The sequence below is a fragment of the Kitasatospora sp. NBC_01266 genome, from assembly GCF_036242395.1.
In the GTDB taxonomy this organism is placed as follows: Bacteria; Actinomycetota; Actinomycetes; order Streptomycetales; family Streptomycetaceae; genus Kitasatospora.
Genome location: NZ_CP108458.1, coordinates 1020296 through 1038169 on the forward strand (window position 1 = coordinate 1020296; position 17874 = coordinate 1038169).

The 17874-nt window shown below is 74.4% G+C and carries 16 protein-coding genes; 11 read left to right on the forward strand and 5 right to left on the reverse strand.

Features of this window, described 5'->3' with window-relative positions; all coding sequences use genetic code 11:
- Positions 1-178: 178 nt before the first annotated feature.
- The 3 genes from OG403_RS04555 to OG403_RS04565 form a co-directional block, all read right to left on the reverse strand.
- Positions 179-607 carry a DUF4259 domain-containing protein gene (locus tag OG403_RS04555; protein WP_329561614.1) on the reverse strand — a complete coding sequence of 143 codons (429 nt, stop codon included), beginning with the start codon at positions 605-607 and terminating at the stop codon, positions 179-181.
- 127 nt (positions 608-734) lie between these two features.
- Complete coding sequence (locus tag OG403_RS04560) at positions 735-2027, reverse strand: saccharopine dehydrogenase family protein (RefSeq protein ID WP_329561616.1); 1293 nt, start codon at positions 2025-2027, stop codon at positions 735-737.
- 94 nt (positions 2028-2121) lie between these two features.
- Positions 2122-3162 carry a PHP domain-containing protein gene (locus tag OG403_RS04565; protein WP_329561618.1) on the reverse strand — a complete coding sequence of 347 codons (1041 nt, stop codon included), beginning with the start codon at positions 3160-3162 and terminating at the stop codon, positions 2122-2124.
- 95 nt (positions 3163-3257) lie between these two features.
- On the opposite strand from OG403_RS04565, the gene ligD reads away from it, so the two are divergent.
- Positions 3258-4154, forward strand: coding sequence for a non-homologous end-joining DNA ligase (gene ligD / locus OG403_RS04570; protein ID WP_329561619.1), 897 nt, complete (start codon positions 3258-3260; stop codon positions 4152-4154).
- A 71-nt stretch (positions 4155-4225) separates the two neighbouring features.
- On the opposite strand, the gene ku is transcribed toward ligD, so the two are convergent.
- Positions 4226-5308, reverse strand: a complete 1083-nt coding sequence (gene ku, locus OG403_RS04575; RefSeq protein WP_329561620.1) for a non-homologous end joining protein Ku — start codon at positions 5306-5308, stop codon at positions 4226-4228.
- Positions 5309-5497: 189 nt separating this feature from the next.
- Between ku and OG403_RS04580 the strand changes: the two genes are divergently transcribed.
- Entirely contained in the window at positions 5498-6250 is a 753-nt protein-coding gene (locus OG403_RS04580) for a (2Fe-2S)-binding protein (protein ID WP_329561621.1), read from the forward strand.
- The gene (locus tag OG403_RS04585; RefSeq protein WP_329561623.1) at positions 6247-7029 is read left to right on the forward strand and encodes a helical backbone metal receptor; all 783 of its coding nucleotides are present in this window, start codon (positions 6247-6249) and stop codon (positions 7027-7029) included. Before OG403_RS04580 ends, OG403_RS04585 begins: the two co-directional genes overlap by 4 nt.
- A gap of 83 nt (positions 7030-7112) precedes the next feature.
- On the opposite strand, the gene OG403_RS04590 is transcribed toward OG403_RS04585, so the two are convergent.
- Positions 7113-7883 carry a (2Fe-2S)-binding protein gene (locus OG403_RS04590; protein WP_329561625.1) on the reverse strand — a complete coding sequence of 257 codons (771 nt, stop codon included), beginning with the start codon at positions 7881-7883 and terminating at the stop codon, positions 7113-7115.
- 179 nt (positions 7884-8062) lie between these two features.
- Between OG403_RS04590 and OG403_RS04595 the strand changes: the two genes are divergently transcribed.
- The 8 genes from OG403_RS04595 to OG403_RS04630 all read left to right on the forward strand — a co-directional run bounded on the left by OG403_RS04595 (position 8063) and on the right by OG403_RS04630 (position 17873).
- Positions 8063-9052, forward strand: a complete 990-nt coding sequence (locus OG403_RS04595) for a FecCD family ABC transporter permease (RefSeq protein WP_329561626.1) — start codon at positions 8063-8065, stop codon at positions 9050-9052.
- On the forward strand, positions 9049-10086 hold the full coding sequence (locus tag OG403_RS04600; RefSeq protein WP_329561627.1) for a FecCD family ABC transporter permease: 1038 nt from the start codon (positions 9049-9051) through the stop codon (positions 10084-10086). Before OG403_RS04595 ends, OG403_RS04600 begins: the two co-directional genes overlap by 4 nt.
- Positions 10083-10913: an ABC transporter ATP-binding protein gene (locus tag OG403_RS04605; protein WP_329561628.1), complete on the forward strand. Its 831-nt coding sequence runs from the start codon at positions 10083-10085 to the stop codon at positions 10911-10913. The genes OG403_RS04600 and OG403_RS04605 overlap by 4 nt, the downstream gene beginning before the upstream one ends.
- Before the next feature lie 38 nt (positions 10914-10951).
- The gene (locus tag OG403_RS04610; RefSeq protein WP_329561630.1) at positions 10952-11950 is read left to right on the forward strand and encodes an ABC transporter substrate-binding protein; all 999 of its coding nucleotides are present in this window, start codon (positions 10952-10954) and stop codon (positions 11948-11950) included.
- Between the two features lie 64 nt (positions 11951-12014).
- On the forward strand, positions 12015-13223 hold the full coding sequence (locus tag OG403_RS04615) for an ATP-grasp domain-containing protein (protein WP_329561632.1): 1209 nt from the start codon (positions 12015-12017) through the stop codon (positions 13221-13223).
- Entirely contained in the window at positions 13205-14923 is a 1719-nt protein-coding gene (locus OG403_RS04620) for an IucA/IucC family protein (RefSeq protein WP_442911045.1), read from the forward strand. The genes OG403_RS04615 and OG403_RS04620 overlap by 19 nt, the downstream gene beginning before the upstream one ends.
- Positions 14920-16113 carry an MFS transporter gene (locus OG403_RS04625; protein WP_329561636.1) on the forward strand — a complete coding sequence of 398 codons (1194 nt, stop codon included), beginning with the start codon at positions 14920-14922 and terminating at the stop codon, positions 16111-16113. Before OG403_RS04620 ends, OG403_RS04625 begins: the two co-directional genes overlap by 4 nt.
- A complete protein-coding gene (locus OG403_RS04630) occupies positions 16113-17873 on the forward strand; it encodes an IucA/IucC family protein (RefSeq protein WP_329561638.1) in 1761 nt (586 codons plus the stop codon). Before OG403_RS04625 ends, OG403_RS04630 begins: the two co-directional genes overlap by 1 nt.
- Position 17874: the final 1 nt, after the last annotated feature.

Genomic DNA, 17874 nt, shown 5'->3' on the forward strand with positions numbered 1-17874 from the left:
CAGAGACTATCCGCCGATGCCCTTTCGGTCGCCCTCGGTCAGCCGCCCACCCCACCGCGCTGAGCACCGCGCTGAGCATCGCGCGCTCGCGAGCGTCGCGTTCGGCAGCAGGTGGTCGGGGCACCCACCCCGCCGCCGGGCGGTACGCGGAGCTGCCCGGCCGCAGGCCGACGCCTCGTCAGCAGCCGTCCCGGTCCATGCTCACCGTCCCGTCGAGCACCGCGCGCAGCCCGGCCAGCCGCTGCCGCCAGCGGTCCTCCTCACCGGAGTCCGCCCACAGCTCGGCGAGTTCGCTGCCCGGCCCGGCGACCCGCTCCAGCGCGCGGAGCGCGAGCACCCCGAACTCCGCCCCGAGCACCGGAATAGCGGCCCTCGGCGCATAGGCCGGATCGATCGGCTCGCCGCCGGGGCGCTGCGCGGCGACCAGCGCCGCGGCGGCCACCGCTTCCTGGGCCTCGTCGATCTCCAGGTAGCCGCCGGCGGCGAGCGCCCGCGCCAGCGCCGACCGCAGCAGGCCCGGCCGCTCGGCGAGCCCGGCCCGGTCCAATCGGCCGGAGAAGTCCGCGGCGGTGTCGTTGTGGAAGGGACCGATGTCCCAGGTTCCCATGGCTGCGCTCCCATCCGAGCAACTGTTCGACCCGTTGCCACCAGGGTGGCACCGAGCACTGACAATCGCGGAGCGCGCCGACCGGATATCGGTCACCGAAGCCGACGAACCGTTCGCTCCCCCGGCGTCACCGCGCCCGGCGCGGCGGGCCGACGGGCGGCTCGGCGAGGACGGTGAACCGGATCCCGGCCGCCCGCAGCCGATCGATCAGCGCCTCCCCCATGGCGACGGCCGGAGTGACCTGGCCCGCCGTCACCGGCAGATCGTCGAAGGCGAGGCTGAGCGCGGACTCGGCCAGCATCTTCGCCGTCTCGGTGTAGCCGGGGTCGCCGCCCGAGACCTCGGTCCAGATCCGCGCTCCGCCGCTCTGCGCGACGAACCTGACGGTGAACCAGGACTTCGCCCGCTCGGCCGCGCTCGGCCCCTCACCGGGCTTGCGCAGCGCCGACAGCCCCCGGCGCAGGGCCGGCAGCTGGGCCGCCGCGAGCAGCAGCGCGATGCCCGCGCTGCCGGCCAGGGCAATCGGCAGGCGCTTGATCGCGGCGTAGTGCCCGTAGCGGAAGTCGGGCCCGTAGGCGGGCAGCGCGGCAGCCGAACGGCCCACCACCTGCGGGTCGATGGTGGGCAGCGGCCAGGCCCAGGCCTGGGCGTCCTTCGAGCGGCGCGGGCGGTCCGGCGAGGTGCGGATCCGCCGGCCGGCCGGGCGCTGCTCCAGGACCCGCCGCTCGCGGGCGGCCTGGGCCGCGGCGCGCGGGCGGGAGAGCGCGGTCAGCGCCGAGGCGAAGGTACCGCCGGAGAAGGTGCCGCCGGCCCGGACGAAGCCGCGCACCGTGACCGGCGCGTCCTTGGCGTCGGCCGGCAGGCTGTTCACGGTGAAGAGCGCGCCGAGGTCGTGCGGCACCGAGTCGAACCCGCAGGAGTGCACCAGCCGGGCGCCGCTGGCCTTCGCTCGCTCGTGGTGCCGCGTGTACATCCGGTCCACGAACTCGGGCTCACCGGTCAGGTCGACGTAGTCGGTGCCGGCCTCGGCGCAGGCGGCCACCAGCGGTTCACCGAACCGCAGGTAGGGGCCGACGGTGGAGATCACCACCCGGGCCGCGCCGGCCACCTCGCGCAGCGCCGTCCGGTCAGCGGCGTCGGCGACCAGCAGCGGCAGGTCGGCGAGCGCGGGACGGGTGGCGGCGAGCGAACGCCGTACCTCGGTCAGCTTGTCGAGGCTGCGGCCGGCCAGCGCCCAGCGGCAGCCCTCGGGCACCGCGTCCGCGAGGTACTCGGCGGTCAGCTGCCCGGTGAAGCCGGTGGCGCCGAAGAGGACCAGGTCGTAGCGGCTCGCCTGGCCGGCCGGGTCACCCTCCGGACCGGGCGAGTTGGCCGAGCCGGTCGAGCCGGTCGAGCCGCTGTCCTTGCCGATCGCGTCCATACTTGTCCCTACTGGCCGGTAGACGAGGCGCCCACGCTAAGGACCGGATCGGCAGGGTGTCAACGAGGCGGCCGGCGCGGGCCGTCCACCGCCGCTACGGCCGCTGCCCGGTGCGCGTCCAGGCCAGCAGCTGGTCCACCGTCCAGGTGGTGATCACCCGCTCGGGCGGCACCCCGGCAGCGGCGGCGCGGGCGCAGCCGTAGTCCTGCCAGGTGAGTTGGCCGGGTGCGTGCGCGTCGGTGTCCAGGGCGAAGAGGCAGCCGGCCTGTTCGGCCTGGCGCAGCAGCCGACTTGGCGGATCCAGGCGCTCGGGGCGGCAGTTGATCTCGACGGCGGTCCGGTGCTCCGCGCAGGCCGCGAACACCCGCGCCGCGTCGAACTCGGACTCCGGGCGCTGCTTGCCGCTGAGCAGCCGCCCGGTGCAGTGGCCCAGCACGTCGACCAGCGGATTGCCGACGGCGGCCAGCAGCCGCCTGGTCATCGGCCCCGCCGCCATCCGCAACTTGGAGTGGACCGAGGCGACCACCACGTCCAACTCGGCCAGCAGCTCGTCCTCCTGGTCGAGCGAGCCGTCGTCCAGGATGTCGCACTCGATTCCGGTGAGCAGCCGGAACGGTGCCAGCCGCTGGTTCAACTCGGCCACCACGTCGAGCTGTTCGCGCAGCCGGTCGGCGCTCAGACCGCGTGCCACGGTCAGCCGCGGCGAGTGGTCGGTGAGCACCGCCCAGTCGTGGCCCAGGTCGCGGGCGGTGCGGGCCATCAGCTCGATCGGGCTGCCGCCGTCCGACCAGTCGGAGTGCAGGTGGCAGTCCCCGCGCAGGGCCGCGCGCAACGCGGTGCCCGGCCCGTCCAGTTCGGCCAGCGGGGTGCGGGCGCGCTGCTCCAGCTCGGCGAGGTAGTCGGGCAGCCGGCCCGCGCGGGCCTCGGCGACCACGGCGGCGGTGACCGGCCCGAGGCCGGGCAGCGCGGCCAGCGCGGCCGTGGTGCGCGGCAGCTCACCGCGGTGCGTGCGCAGTGTCGCGGCCGCCTTGCGGAAGGCCTGGACCCGGTACGGGGAGGCCAGCTCCCGCTCCAGCAGGAAGGCGATCCGCTCCAGCGCCGCGATCGGTTCCGTCAGGTCCGTCGGCTCCGTCACCCGCCCATCATCGGACAGCCGCGCCCGCGCCGCCCGCGACGCGCCGGGCCCCGGCGGGAGCGGGCCGGCACCGGACGGGCTGCCACCATCAGGGCATGCCCGACCCCACCGCGACCGTGACCGAGGTGGCCGGCCGCCGCCTGCGACTGACCCACCTGGACCGGGTGCTCTACCCCCGCACCGGATTCACCAAGGCCGCCCTGCTGCGCTACTACACGCTGGTCGCGCCCGCCATGCTCCCGCACCTGGCCGGGCGCCCGGCCAGCTTCCTGCGGCTGCCGGACGGCGTCGAGGGTCAGCGCTTCTGGGCCAAACGGGTGCCGCCGGGCGCACCGGACTGGGTGACCGCGCTGGACGTCACCCACCGTGCGGAGACGATGCGCCAGACCGTGGTGGCCGACCTGCCGACCCTGCTCTGGGCGGCGAACCTGGGGTGTTTGGAGTTCCACGTCCCGCAGTGGCGTGAGGATCCGGCGACCCATGACCGGCTGATCATCGACCTGGATCCCGGGGAGGGCGCCGGCGTGGTCGAGTGCTGCGCGGTGGCCCTGGCCGCGCGCGAGCTGCTGGCGGCCGACGGGCTGCGCTGCTGGCCCAAGACCACCGGGAGCAAGGGCCTGCACCTGACCGTGCCGCTGGTCGACACCCCGGCCGCGCGGGTCGCGCAGTACGCCCGCGCGCTGGCCCGGCGGCTGCGCCAGGCGCTGCCCGACCTGGTGGTGGACCAGATGGCCAAGCAGCTGCGCCCCGGGCGGGTCTTCGTGGACTGGTCGCAGAACAACAGCGCGAAGACCACGGTGGCGGCGTACTCGCTCCGGGCCCGCCCGGAGCCCACCGTCTCGACCCCCTTGGAGTGGGCCGAGGTGGCCGGCTGCCGCCGGGCCGAGCAGCTGGTCTTCACCGCCGACGCGGTCGCCGAGCGGGTCCGGTCGGCCGGCGACCTGCACGCGGCTGTGCACGCTCCGGCGCGGGCGGGCACGCTGCCGGGGTGAGCCGGGCCGGCGACAGCGGTGGCGGTGGCGGTGGCGGTGGCGGTGGCGGTGGCGGTGGCGGTGGCGGTGGCTCAGGAGACCGCGCGCAGGCGGCGCTTCTTGGCCGGTTCGGACCGCAAGTCCCGCAGCGCCTCCAGCAGTTGGTCACGCGTCATCGAGGAGCGTCCTGTGACGCCCTGCTCGGTCGCCAACCGGTACAGCTCGGCCTTGCTCAGCTCACCGAGGTCGCCGGGCTGTTCGGCCGGCGTTTCGGCCGGCTCGGCAGCCGACTTCCCGGCCGACTTCCCAGCCGACTTCCCAGCCGACTTCTTCGCCGCCTTCGCGGTCGGCGTCCCGTCGGCTTCGCCGTCCTCGGCGCCCTCGCCGTCCTCGCCGCCGGCCCGCTGGAGGCTGCGTTCCAGGACGGCCATCAGGTCCACCACGTTCGTCGACTCCGGCACGGGCGCGGCGCTGACCACCTCCTGGCCGTTCAGCTTCGCCTCGACCAGTTCGCGCACCTGCTCGGTGTAGGTGTCGCGGTACTCCGAGGGGTCCCACTCGGAGCTGAGCATCTCGATCAGCTGGCGGGCCGCCGCCAGTTCCCGCTCCGAGGGCTCGGCGGGCTGCTCCGGCAGGTTGTCGATCTCCTGGTGCGGGTCCCGCACCTCCTGCGCGTAGTGCATGGTCTGCAGCACCAGCACCTCGCCCTCCACCCGGACCGCCGCCAGGTACTGCTTGCCGCGCATCACGAAGGTGGCCAGCCCGGCGCGGTTGGTCTCCGCCAGGGCCCGGTGCAGCAGACCGTAGACGCGGGCGTACTCCTTGCCGCGCGGACCGAGGTAGTACGTCTTGTCGAAGTAGATCGGGTCGACCTCGGTCAGGTCCACGAAACCGCTGATCTCGATCGACTTGGAGCGGCCGGGCGAGATCTGCTCCAGTTCGGCCGGCTCCAGCACCACGTACTCGCCCTCGGCCAGCTCGAAGCCCTTGACCACGTCGCGGTACTCGACCTCCTCGCCGGTGCGCTCGTTGACCCGCTGGTTGCGCACCCGGTCGGAGGTGCCGCGCTGGAGCTGGCGGAAGTGCACGGAATGGTCCTCGGTCGCCGAGTACAGGCCCACCGGTACGGTGACCAGCCCGAAACTCAGCGTGCCGGTCCAGATGGGTCTGGCCATCGCCACCACCTCCTCGCCGAGCTCTCAAGTATTTCACCCTGCCGTACGGCCTGCCGCGCGGTGCGAGACCGGGTACCTCCCCGCCGAGGCCGACCTGCTCCGCTTCCGGCGGCGCTTTCGCCCCGGCCACCGGCCGACCGAACCGGGCGGCGGCACGGTGGGCTCCCCCGCAGGTGTAGAAAAGGGGCCGTGACCAGAGACCAGCACGCCCTGCGGGCCCTGCGGGCTGTCGACGCGCTCGGGTACTTCTTCGCCCTCCAGGTCGGCGCGACCCCCGACGCACCGCCACCGAACGGCCTGCGCCCGCTGCGCGAGCTGTACGCGACCGGGCGGGACGGCAGCGGCCCGGACGCACCGCTCGCCGCGCGGATCCGGCTGGTCGGCGAGCGGCTGCGCACCCCCGAGGCACGGGTGGCCGCCTCGAGCGTGCAGTTCGGGATCGCGGCACGGCTGCTCTCGGTGGCGCTCGGCGCGGTAGCGTTCGGCGGCGTGCTGCCCGACCTCGATCCGGACCGCGCCTACGCGCGGCAGCCGGCGGACGGCCCGCTCGACCTCTGGGTGCCGTACCCGCAGGGGGCACCGGCGCGGCCCGTGACGGCCGAGCAGGTGCACCGCGAGGTGCTGCTGGCCAACCTCGCGCCACTCGGTACGGCCGTGCGGGCGATCACCCCGGTCGCGGAGCGGCTGCTCTGGGGCAACGCCGCCTCCGCGCTGGTCGGCACGCTGCGGGTGCTGCGCGGGCAGCCCGGCGCGGCGCACGCCACCGTCGCGGCCGTCGCCCGGCAGCTGCTGGCGCGCGAACCGCTGGCGGGCAGCAGCACCTGGTCACCCGCGTTCCGGCGGACCACCTGCTGCCTCTACTACCGCGTGCCGGGCGGCGGACTGTGCGGCGACTGCGTCTTCACCACGGCTCCCGGCGCCGCGACCGGAGCGCGGCGATGACGCCCCGCACCGTCGCCGACGACCAGGGCCGGCCCGTGCGCGTCGGCTCCGTCACCCGGGTGGTCTCGCTGGTCCCGTCCCTCACCGAGGCGGTCGCGGTGAGCGCACCGGGCCTGCTGGTGGGCGCGACCGACTGGCGCAGCCACCCGGCCGAGTTGGCGGTGACCCGGGTCAAGGGCACCAAGAACCCGGACCTCGCCGCGATCCGCGCCCTCGCGCCCGACCTGGTGATCGCCAACGAGGAGGAGAACCGGCTGCCCGACCTGGACGCCCTGCGCGCGGCCGGAATCGCGGTGTACGTGACGGAGATCCGCACCCTGGACGCCGCATTCGACTCGCTCGAACGCCTGTTGACCGAGGCCTGCGGGCTCTCCCGGCCCGCGTGGCTGCCCCGGGCCCGGGCCGCCTGGCAGCAGCTGCCGACGCCGACTCGGCCGCGCAGTGCGGTCGTTCCGATCTGGCGGCGCCCGTGGATGGTGCTCGGCCGGGACACCTTCGCCGGTGACCTGCTGCGCCGCCTGGGCGTCCGCCAGCTCCACGCGGACCACGCCGACCGTTACCCGGCCATTCCGCTGCCCGAACTGCTCGCCAGTGAGCCGGAGTTGGTTGTGCTGCCGGACGAGCCGTACCGGTTCGGCCCGACGGACGGACCCGAGGCCTTTCCCGGGATCCCGGTGGCACTGCTGAGCGGTCGCCATCTCACCTGGTACGGGCCGTCCTTGGTCGAGGCGCCGGAGTTGCTCGCCGCCCAACTGCGGACCGCCCTGCCGGGCAGCTGACTTCCGCACCGCGCCACGCCCGTTCGGTGCGCCGCTTCGCGACCGGCACGGCACTCGCGCCGCCGGATCCGCCCGGGGCCCGCCTACTCCTCCAGGCGCCGCACCCGCTCCGCGTCGCAGGTGCGCGGGCAGGTCAGGCAGGTGTCCTCCGGGCGCACCGCGTAGTAGAGGCAGCAGCCGAGCCGGGTCCGGGTCAGGTGCTCGCGGTCGGCCGTGCCCGCCAGGCGGCGGAACTGCGCACCGCCGGGCAGCGGCCCGGTCCCACCGGGCAGCAGTCGCTCGGCCCGCGCCACCGCGTCCTCCTCGCGGCCGAGCATCCGGCCCAGGTACCACAGGCCCGAGACCAGATCGTCCGTCACCATCCCCCACAGCGACCGGGATCCGCGCTTGGCGACCGGTCGAAAGGCGGCCAGCACCGGCGCCGCGTGCGCGGCGACCACGGCGCGCAGCCGTTCGTCCCCTGACGTCGCACGATCTGACGCGTCGTCAAGCTCGTTGCCGGGCCGGAACGCCAGCTCCCCGCTCTGCGGGGCGAGCCACAGCCGATCGTGCCCCAACTCCGGCACCCGCCCCGTCAGGTACCAGGGTCCACTGGCGAGCAGGCAGACCGACCAGAGGTAGTGGTGCAGCAGCCGCGCCGCCGCGACGTGCGGCGGCACCGCACAGCCGTGCTCCGCCCGGATCCGCCCCGCCTCCCCCGCGATCAGCTCCGGCATCCGGTCCGCGAAGTCCGTCGCCGGGACCCAGTCCCGGCCGGGTGCCGGTTCGCCCGCCCCCAGCATCCGGACAGTCAGCGCCGGGCAGCACTCGGCCACCCGGCGGCAGGCCTCCAGCAGCGGCGGCAGCTCGGACATCACGGAACTCCCCGTCAGATCGATAGCATACGACTAAGGCAAGCCTCACCTTATACATGAGTCGCACGCCCGGGCGCTACCAAGGTCAACAGTTTGACTTTCTTAGGGTTGCCTAACCTAATATCCATCCCGTGCTCAGAATCGACCTGCCGGCCTCAACTGCCCCGGCACCACGGACTTTGGCAACCCGACAGGCCCTCCTGCTCGGCCTCGGTCTCGGCGTCCTGCTCCTCTGCCTGGCGCTGAGCCTGGCGCTGGGCTCCCGCTCCGTCCCGCTGCCGACCGTCCTCCACGCGCTGTTCGGCGGCGGCCGGCACGGCGACCCGGACATCGAGGTGGTGACGGGTCTTCGGGTGCCGCGCACGGTGCTCGGCCTGGTGGTCGGCGCGGCCCTCGGCGCGGCCGGGGCGATCGCCCAGGGCGCCACCCGCAACCCGCTGGCCTCGCCGACCACCCTGGGCGTCAACGCCGGGGCGAGCTTCGCCGTGGTCACCGCGATCTACGCGCTGCGGCTGACCCGGCCGGTCGAGTACGTCTGGTTCGCGGTCGCCGGGGCGGCGCTGGCGGCCTGTGCCGCGCACGCGATGGCCCGGCGCAGCGGCGATCTCGACCCGACCCGGCTCGCGCTGGGCGGCACGGTGCTGGCCACCGTGCTCACCTCCTGGACCTCCGCGCTGATGCTCGCCAGCCGCCGCACGCTGGACGAGGCGCGGTTCTGGCTGGTCGGCTCGCTGGACGGGCGCGGGCTCGAAGTCCTCGCCCCCGTACTGCCGTTGCTGCTGCTCGGGCTGGTCCTGGCGATCGCCGTCGCCCCCGCGCTCAACGCGCTGGCACTGGGCGACGAGGCCGCGCAGGCGCTGGGCGTACCGGTGGCGCGGATCCGGGCCACCGCCGGGCTGGCCGTGGTGCTGCTGGCCGCCGGCGCGGTGGCGGTGGCCGGTCCGATCGCGTTCGTCGGCCTGGCCGCACCCCGTCTGTGCCGGCTGCTGCTCGGCAACGACCACCGGGTGCTGCTGCCCGGCTGCCTGATCGGTGGTCCGATCCTGCTGCTGGCCGCCGATGTGCTGGGCCGGCTGGTGATCCGGCCCTCCGAGCTGGAGGTCGGCATCGTCACCGCGTTCCTCGGCGCCCCGCTGCTCGCCGTGCTCGCCCGGAAGGCCGCCCGATGACCTTCCAGCTCCGCTCGGCCACCGCTCCCGCGCTGCGCCGCCGCCGCACCCTGCTGCTCTGCCTGCTCGCGCTCGCCGCGCTGCTCGTGCTCACGGCGACCGGCCTGAGCACCGGCGAGGTGTCGATCCCGCCGCTCACCGCACTGCGCGCGCTGGTCGGGCTCGGTGACGGCGGCGATGTCCTGGTGGTGCAGCAGTTCCGGGCGCCCCGGGTGCTCGCCGCACTGATCGCGGGCGCCGGTCTGGCCGTCTCGGGGGCACTGCTGCAGCGACTCTTCCGCAACCCGCTGGCCTCACCGGACGTGGTCGGGGTGACCGGTGGCGCGTCCTTCGGTGCGGTGCTGCTGCTCTCCCTGGGCGCGTCCCAACTGCTGGTGCCGCTGGCCGCGTTGGGCGGCGGCCTGGTCGCCGCCGCGCTGCTCGGGGCGTTCGCCTGGCGGTCCCGGGCGGCAGTGGGCCGACTGGTCCTGGTCGGGCTCGCCGTGCAGTCCGCACTGGCCGCGGCGGTGAACCTGATGATCGTCCGCTTCCCGGCCGAACTCGCCTCCACCGCACTGCAGTGGACCACCGGCTCGCTCTACGGGCGGACCTGGACCGAGGTCTGGGCCGGCGGCGGCGCGATCGCGGTGGCGCTGACCGCCGTATTGCTGGCGGACCGCCGGGTGGCGGTGCTGGACCTGGGCGACGACTCGGCGGGCGGGCTCGGCCTGCGCCCGGACCGGGACCGGCTCCGGCTGCTGCTGCTCGCCATCACGCTGGCCTCGCTGGCCGCCGCGCTGACCGGCCCGGTCGGCTTCGTGGCGCTGGCGGTGCCGCACCTGGTGCGCTACCTGGCCGGACCGCCCACCCCCGCGACCCTGGTGCTCTGCGGACTGCTCGGCGGCACCCTGCTGCTGGCCGCCGACCTGACCGTGCTGCACCTGCTGCCCGTGGCGGGGTTGCCGGTCGGCGCGATGACCGCCACTCTCGGCGCCCCCTGGCTGCTGGTCCTGATGATCCGTCAGGGCCGTGTGACGAACCGGAGTACCCGATGACCCTGCCCGCGAGCCCGACCGTCGCGGCGACGGAGCGCCCCAACCGGCTGGCCGCGCACGGCCTGCGACTGCGCTACGCCGACCGGCTGATCGTGGACGGCCTGGACCTGGAGCTGCCCGGCGGCGCGGTGACCGCCGTGGTCGGCCCGAACGCCTGCGGCAAGTCGACCCTGCTGCGCGGCCTGGCCCGCCTCCTCGACCCGGCGGCCGGCAGCGTCACGCTGGACGGCACCGACCTGCACCGGATGCCCGCCCGGACGCTGGCCAAGCGGCTCGGCCTGCTGCCGCAGCAGCCGGTCACGCCCGAGGCGATCACCGTCGAGGCGCTGGTCCGGCTCGGCCGCTACCCGCACCAGCGGCTGCTCAGCCCCTGGTCGGCCGCCGACCAGGCGGCGGTGGAAGCCGCGCTGGAGCGCACCGGCACCGCCGAGCTGCGCGACCGGCCGGTCGACCAGCTCTCCGGCGGGCAGCGCCAACGCGCCTGGATCGCACTGACCTTGGCGCAGGACACCGAACTGCTGCTGCTGGACGAGCCGACCACCTTCCTGGACCTGCGCCACCAGCTCGACGTGCTCGACCTGGTCGCCCGGCTGCACCGGGACCTCGGCCGCACCGTGGTCATGGTGCTGCACGACCTGGGCCAGGCCGCCCGCTACGCCGACCACCTGGTCGTGCTGCACGAGGGCCGGCTGGCCGCCGCGGGCCCGCCGGCCGAAGTGCTGGACGCGGGGCTGGTCGAGCGGGTCTTCCAGGTGCCCTGCCGGGTGATCCCGGACCCCGAGACCGGCACACCGCTGGTCATCCCGCGCGCCCGCGGCCGACTCTGACCGACCGTCAACTCCCCTTCCACGAAAGAAGCACCACCATGTCCCAGCTCCGCCGTCTGCCCGTCGCCGTGCTCGCCGTCGCGCTCACCACCACCCTGCTGGCCGGTTGCGGCAGCAGCGCGACCGACAGCAGCAGCAAGCCCGCCGCCGCGAGCAGCGGCAGCGACGCGACCGCGGCCTTCCCGATCACCGTCAAGCACGCCATGGGCAGCACCGAGATCAAGAGCGCGCCCAAGCGGGTCGTGGTGCTGGACAGCGGCGAGTTGGACGATGTCACCCTGCTCGGCATCACGCCGGTGGGCGCGGTCTCCCCGCACCTGAAGACCGAGGGCGGGTTCCCGACCTACCTCAAGGGCGAGATCCAGGGCACCAAGGACGTCGGCCCGATGGCCGAGCCCAACCTGGAGTTGATCGCCTCGCTCAAGCCGGACCTGATCCTCTCCTCCAAGGTCCGCCACGAGAAGATCTACGACAAGCTCAGCGCGATAGCCCCCACCGTCTTCGCCGAGACCACCGGCGTGACCTGGAAGGAGAACATCGCGCTCTACGCCCAGGCGCTCGGCAAGCAGGCCCAGGCCACGCAGGCGCTGGCCGACTACCAGACCCGGGCGGCGAAGGTCGGCGCCGAGATCAAGGAGAAGAACGGCGGCACCATGCCGACCGCTTCGGTGGTGCGCTTCATCGCCGGCCCGACCCGGCTTTACCAGAAGGCCTCGTTCAGCGGCACGGTGCTGAAGGACGTCGGCCTGAACCGCCCGGCCTCGCAGGACGTCGACGCCTCGATGATGGACGTCAGCCCCGAGCAGCTCGACAAGGCCGACGCCGACCTGGTCTTCGTGACCACCGCCGACGACCCGAGCAAGACCCAGCAGAGCCAGGTGGAGGCCACCCCGCTCTGGCAGAACCTCAAGGCGGTGAAGGCGAACAAGGTCTTCAACGTGCCGGACGAGACCTGGATGTCCGGCATCGGGGTGCAGGCGGCCGACCAGATGCTGAACGACATCGCGAAGGCGACCGGCGTGACGCCGGTCAACTAGACACCGGTCAACCAGCCAGCGCCCGAAGGCCGGTACACCCCATCACCACGAAACAGGGACTCCGTTGCGGCTCTACCTGCTCGCCCACAACCCCACCGACTCCGTCACCCAGGGCTTCCTGCCCGCCGCGGCCCGGCTCGGCCTGCCCGTCACCGTGCTGACCGACCAGGCCGAGGCGCACCACCGGGCCTACGCGCACCGCGCCCACCTGCCGGCCGACCTGCTGGTGCTGCCCTGCGAGGTGGCCGACTTCCGCGAGGTGGTCGGTCTGGTCTCCGGCCATGAGCCGCCCGCGGCCGTGTTCAGCAACAGCGACCACCTGCAGACCCAGGCCGCCCTGGCCGCCGCCTACTTCGGCCTGCCCGCCAAGGACTGGCGAGCCACCCTGCGCGCCAAGAACAAGGCCGAGCTGCGCCGGCACCTGGCCGCCACCGGTCTCGACACGGTCCGCAGCGCCGAGTTGACGGCGGGTCAAGATCCTGCTGACGTCGAGCTTCCGCCCTTCCCCTGCGTACTCAAGCCCCGCGAAGGTGTGGCCAGCGAGGATGTGGTGCTGGTCGCGGACGCCGCCGAACTCGCCGCCCGCTGCGCGGAGATCCGGCGCCGCCGACCCGAGGCCACCCTGCTGGTCGAGGAGTTCCTCAGCGGCGAACTGCACACCCTGGAGACGCTGGGCGACGGGCAGCGGCGCGAGGTGCTCGGCGGCTTCCGGACCCGGCTCTCCCCGCCGCCGCACTTCATCGAGGAGGTGCTGGAGTTCGTCCCCGCCCACCCGGGACCGGTGGTCGACCAGGTCCTCGCTCAGCTCGACGCACTGGGCGTGGGTCTGGGCGCCTGCCACACCGAGTTCGTGGTGCAGCCGGACGGCCGGGCCCGGATCATCGAGGTCAACTACCGGGCGATCGGCGACCAGTGCGACCTGATGCTGGCGCAGCTGCTGGGGATCCCGTACTTCGAGCACGTACTGCGGGTCCACCTGGGCCACCCGCTGCCCGCCGACCTCGGCGCCCGCACCGACCTGCGCGGGCGCAACGAGGTGGTCTGCGCCGACCGGGCCGGCACCCTGACCGCCGCACCGGGGCCGCAGGACGCCGGGGCCGAGGGCGTGCGGCTCAGCTACCGCCCGCTGCGCGCCCTCGGCGAACGGCACGAGCACTACCGGACCAACCGCGACTACCTGGGCGTGATCTGGGCGATCGGCCCCGACCAGCGGGCCGTGGACCGCGCGGTGGCCGACTTCATCACCGCCAACCGCTGGGAGATCACCCCGTGAGCACCGCCGATCAGCTGACCCTGCGGGTGCTCAGCGCCCTGCTGCGCGAGGACGTGCTCGGGCTGCGGACCGGCTCCCACCGCGAACGGCGCCCGGACGGCGACTGGCTGGTCCTCGAGCACCTCGCGCTGCCGGTCCGCCCGGACGGCTTCCAGTGCGAACTCGCCGCGCGCGAGCCCCTGCTGGAGGTCGACGGGCACCCGGTGCGCGAGCTGGACGAGATCCTCGCCGAGCTGCGCGCGCGGGCCGCACAGCCGGACCGCGAGGGCTTCACCGCCTTCGCCGAGGAGTGCCGCCAGACGCTGGCCACCATGCGGCTGCACGAGGCCGAGCAACCGGCCGTCCTCGCCGCGCTGGCACGGGACTTCGGGGCCGACCCGGCCGACTGGACCGGCCCGCGGGCGAGCCTGGCCTTCGACACCCTGGCGGCCTACCTGGACCACCCGGTCTACCCGACCGCACGCGGCCGGGCCGGCCTCACCGCCGCCGACCTGCACCGGTACGCGCCCGAGTGCCACCCGGCGTTCCTGCTCCGCTGGCTGCTGCTGCCCATCGAGGCGCTGACCGTGCACGGCGGGGCCCCGCTGCCCGCCTGGTGGCCGACCCCGGCGGCGCTCGGGCACCCCGAACTGACTGACAGTCACCGTACTGTGCCCGTGCACCCGCTGTCGGTCGGCGCGCCGCTCACCGAAGCACTGCGCGCCACCGGCCTGGCGGACCGCGCCCTGCTCGCCGAGCACCCGTACCTGGAGGTGACGCCGACCCTCTCGATGCGCACCGTCGCGGTCGCCACCGACCCGCGCCACCACGTCAAACTGCCGCTCGCCACCGCGACCCTGGGCCTGCGCAACCGGCGCACCATCAAGCCGGCCACCCTGCTGGACGGCGCGGCCGGGCAGCTGCTGCTCACCGAAGTCCGGTCCCGGGAAGCACGGTTCGCCGACACCGTGCTCTTCGCCGACGAGCAGAGCTACGCGCACGCCGGACACGAGCTGCTCGCCGTGCTGCTGCGGCGGCTGCCTGCGGCCATCGACGCCCCGGACGCGGTCATCGTGCCGCTGGCCGCGCTGGCGGCCACCGCGCCGGACGGGCGCCTGGTGCTGGACGCACTGGCCGAGCGCTTCTACGGCGGCGACCCCGTCGCCCTCTACGACGCGCTGCTCACCCTGCTGCTGGACTGGCAGTGCACGCTCTTCGGCCACGGCGTCGCGCTGGAGTCGCACCAGCAGAACACCTCGCTGATCCTCGACCGCAGCGCCGGCGCGACCCGGCTGCGGCTGCTGCTGAAGGACAACGACGGCCCACGGATCAACCGCGCCCGCGCCGAACTGACGATCAGTCAGCAGACCCTGGAAGGCTTCGACGACCCTCGCACCTTCAGCGCCGACGACCGCGCGCTGACCGACCTGTTCACCACCATCACCGGCCACCTCTGCACCGCCTCGCTCGCCTTCGCCCTCGCCGAGCACGAACGGGCGCCGCTGTCCGAGACCTTGGGGCTGCTGCGCAAGCGGCTCGCCGAGGCGCTGGACCGGCTCGGCCCAGCGGGCCTGCCGCTGCGCGCGGCGCTGCTGGACGCCGACCGGCTGCCGGTCAAGGCGATGGTCAGCGCCGGCACCCTGCTCAGCAAGGAGCGCTCGGGCGCGGCGGACATCAACAAGCACTACACCACTGGACCGAACTACCTGGCGGGCGCGTGAAGACGGGGACGCTGCTGCGGACCCGCAGCCAGGCCTCCGAAGGCGGCCTGGCCCGACGCCAGGTGCACGCGGTGGCCGGCTGCTACTTCGTGGCCTCCTTCGCCGCACTCGGCCTGCCGCCCTACCTGACCTCGATCCTGCCGGGCCTGGGCGACCGGCACGGCCACTGGGCCGGCCTGCTCTACATCGTGCCGACCGTGTTCAGCGCGCTGGGCGCCCCGGTCTGGGGGCGGCTGGCCGACCGGTTCGGCCGCAAGCGCCTGCTGCTGCGGGCCCAACTGGGCCTGAGCGTCTCGTTCCTGCTGGCCGGACTGGCCGACAGCCTGCCCGCCTTCACGCTCGCCCTGGTGCTGCAGGGCTTCCTCGGCGGCACCTTCGCCGCCACCAACGGCTACCTCGCCGCCGCTCTGGAGGGGCCCGGGCTGTCCAGAGCGCTGACCCTGATGCAGGGCAGCGCGCGAGCCGCGCTGGTGGCCGCGCCGATCCTGGTGGGAGCGCTCTCCCCCTGGCTCTCGCCGCACCGGCAGTACCTGGTGATGGCCCTGCTGCCGCTGGCGGCGGCGGCGCTGCTGGCCCGGCTGCCCGAACCCCGCCGGGCCACCGCGCCAGGTGCCGCGGCGGCCTCCGCCGCGAGCGCCGCTCCCACCGGCCTCCGCGCGCTCTACGTCTACGAGTTCGCGTTCGTCTTCGCCACCATCGTCTCCTTCCCCTACCTGATCGCGCTGGTCGACCAGCGAATACCGGGGATCGACGCGACCGTGGCGGGCGCGCTCTTCGCCCTGCCGCACCTGTGCTACTTGCTGCTCGCCTCCCGGGTGCACACCGCCTTCCTGCACCGGCCCAGGGCCGGGCTCGCGCTCGGCTACCTGCTGGTCGCGGCCGGCCTGGCCGGACACGGGCCCGCCCACTCGGTGCTGACCTTCACACTGGCCCGGCTGGTGCTCGGCGGCGGGCTGACCCTCGGCCTGGTCTGCCTGTCGATCCTGGCCGCCGACGCCGCCCGGGGTCGCGCGCCGGGCCGGATGTTCGGCACACTGGAACTGATCTCCAAGGGTGGCGCGGTCGCCGCCGGCGTCATCGCCATGCTGGTCAACTCGGCCTTCGGCGCCGACTCGCCGGTGCTGATCGGCACCGCCGCCGCGCTGGCCGCCGCCGCCTTCCTCCTCCCCCGCCTGCTCTGGAGTCGCTGATGTCGATCACCCTCTCCCCCGCCCTGACCACGCTGCCCACCGCCGAGCAGGTGGTGGCGCACACCCTGGTCAACTGCCTGCTGCGCGAGGTCTCCGGGCCGGAGCACCAGACCGCGGTGAGCGCCGGGCGACTACTCCTGCGACTGCCACGGTGCGGGGCACTGCTCCGGGTCGCGCTGCGCCGCACCTCGCTGATCGGCGCCCACCGCTTCGCCGGCCCCGTGCAGCGCAAGGATGCTGACGGGTGGTCAGATCTGGACTGGCGGGAGCTGGCCGAGCTGGTCCAGGCCGAACTCACGCTGCGCACCGGGGTGCGCAACGAGGAGTTCCTCGACCAGCTGACCTCCAGCCACCAGGGCGTGGCGGCGGCCCTGACCGGCCGCCCGGCGCCGGACGGCGACCGGTACCGGGAGTCCGAGCAGGCCCTGCTGTTCGGCCACCGCTTCCACCCCGCGCCCAAGTCCCGCTCGGCGCGCGGCGCCGACGCCACCACCTGGGCGGCGTACGCGCCCGAGGCCCGCGCGAGCTTCCCGCTGCGCTACCTCGCCGTGCGGGACAACCTGCTCGCCGAGCAGTCCGTCGACCCGGCCGCGACGGCCCTGCTCGACGGGCTCCTCGACGGACCGCACGAGGCAGTGCGCGAGGTCCCGGCCGGCTACCGCCTGCTGCCCACCCACCCGTGGCAGTACCAGCTGCTCGGCGAGCACCCGCTGCTCCGGGCCGCGCTCGCGAACGGCGACGTGATCGATCTCGGCACCGGCGGGCCCGAGTTCGCCGCCACCGCCTCGGTGCGCACGCTGCACGGCGCCGGCGCCTTCCTCAAGTTCAGCCTGAACGTGCGGATCACCAACTGCCTGCGCAAGAACGCCGCCTACGAGCTGACCGGCGCCGTCGAGCTGACCCGGCTGCTGGACGGCGCGCTCGGCGACCTGGCCGAACGCTTCCCGGACGCCGCGATGCTGCGCGAACCGGCCTTCCGCACCCTCGCGCTGCCCGGCCCCGACGGCACCCCCGACACCGAACTCTTCGAGGGCTTCGGCCTGATCGTCCGCGAGGACCTCGACGCCCGGCTGCACCCCGGCCTCACCCCGCTGCTGGCGGCCGCGGTGGCCGACGAGTACCCGACCAGCTCGGCCCAACTCGGCCGGCTGCTCGGCGAGCCGGCCCCGGCGGCGGCCGAGCTGCTCGACTGGTGGACCCGCTACCTGCGGCTGCTGCTGCCACCGGTGCTGGCCGCCTACTTCGACCACGGCGTGGTGCTGGAGCCGCACCTGCAGAACGTGCTCATCGCGGTGGACGACGCGGGCTACCCGGCCCAGGTGCTCTTCCGCGACCTGGAGGGCACCAAGCTGCTGCCGGAGCGCAACGCCGCCCTGCTGGCCGAACTGCCGCCGCAGGTGGCCGGACCGATGAGCTACGACGAGCAGCGCGGTTGGGACCGGGTGGTGTACTGCCTGCTGGTCAACCACGTCGCCGAGCTGCTGGCGGTGATCGCCGACCAGGACCCCTCGCTGGAGCCGCAGTTGTGGGAGCGGGTGCGCGGCGTGCTGGCGCGGTACGCCGAACTGCACGGCTGCCCGCCCCGGCTGCGAGCCCTGCTGGCCGGGGTGCCGCTGCCGGCCAAGGCCAACCTGCTGACCCGCTGGGAGCGCAAGGCGGACCGCGAGGCCGGGTACGTCCGGCTGCCCTCGCCGCTGGCCGCCGCAGTGCTGAACCAGGCCGCCCAGGCCCCCACCGAGTCGGCAGGAGAAGTCCGTTGAG

What these genes read in the sequence shown, in the direction of transcription:
- OG403_RS04630 (WP_329561638.1), top strand. Translation starts at nt 16,113, where the DNA reads ATGTCGATCACCCTCTCCCCCGCCCTGACCACGCTGCCCACCGCCGAG.
- OG403_RS04585 (WP_329561623.1), top strand. Translation starts at nt 6,247, where the DNA reads ATGACGCCCCGCACCGTCGCCGACGACCAGGGCCGGCCCGTGCGCGTC.
- OG403_RS04560 (WP_329561616.1), bottom strand. Translation starts at nt 2,027, where the DNA reads ATGGACGCGATCGGCAAGGACAGCGGCTCGACCGGCTCGACCGGCTCG.
- OG403_RS04555 (WP_329561614.1), bottom strand. Translation starts at nt 607, where the DNA reads ATGGGAACCTGGGACATCGGTCCCTTCCACAACGACACCGCCGCGGAC.
- ligD (WP_329561619.1), top strand. Translation starts at nt 3,258, where the DNA reads ATGCCCGACCCCACCGCGACCGTGACCGAGGTGGCCGGCCGCCGCCTG.
- OG403_RS04590 (WP_329561625.1), bottom strand. Translation starts at nt 7,883, where the DNA reads ATGTCCGAGCTGCCGCCGCTGCTGGAGGCCTGCCGCCGGGTGGCCGAG.
- OG403_RS04605 (WP_329561628.1), top strand. Translation starts at nt 10,083, where the DNA reads ATGACCCTGCCCGCGAGCCCGACCGTCGCGGCGACGGAGCGCCCCAAC.
- OG403_RS04600 (WP_329561627.1), top strand. Translation starts at nt 9,049, where the DNA reads ATGACCTTCCAGCTCCGCTCGGCCACCGCTCCCGCGCTGCGCCGCCGC.
- OG403_RS04610 (WP_329561630.1), top strand. Translation starts at nt 10,952, where the DNA reads ATGTCCCAGCTCCGCCGTCTGCCCGTCGCCGTGCTCGCCGTCGCGCTC.
- ku (WP_329561620.1), bottom strand. Translation starts at nt 5,308, where the DNA reads ATGGCCAGACCCATCTGGACCGGCACGCTGAGTTTCGGGCTGGTCACC.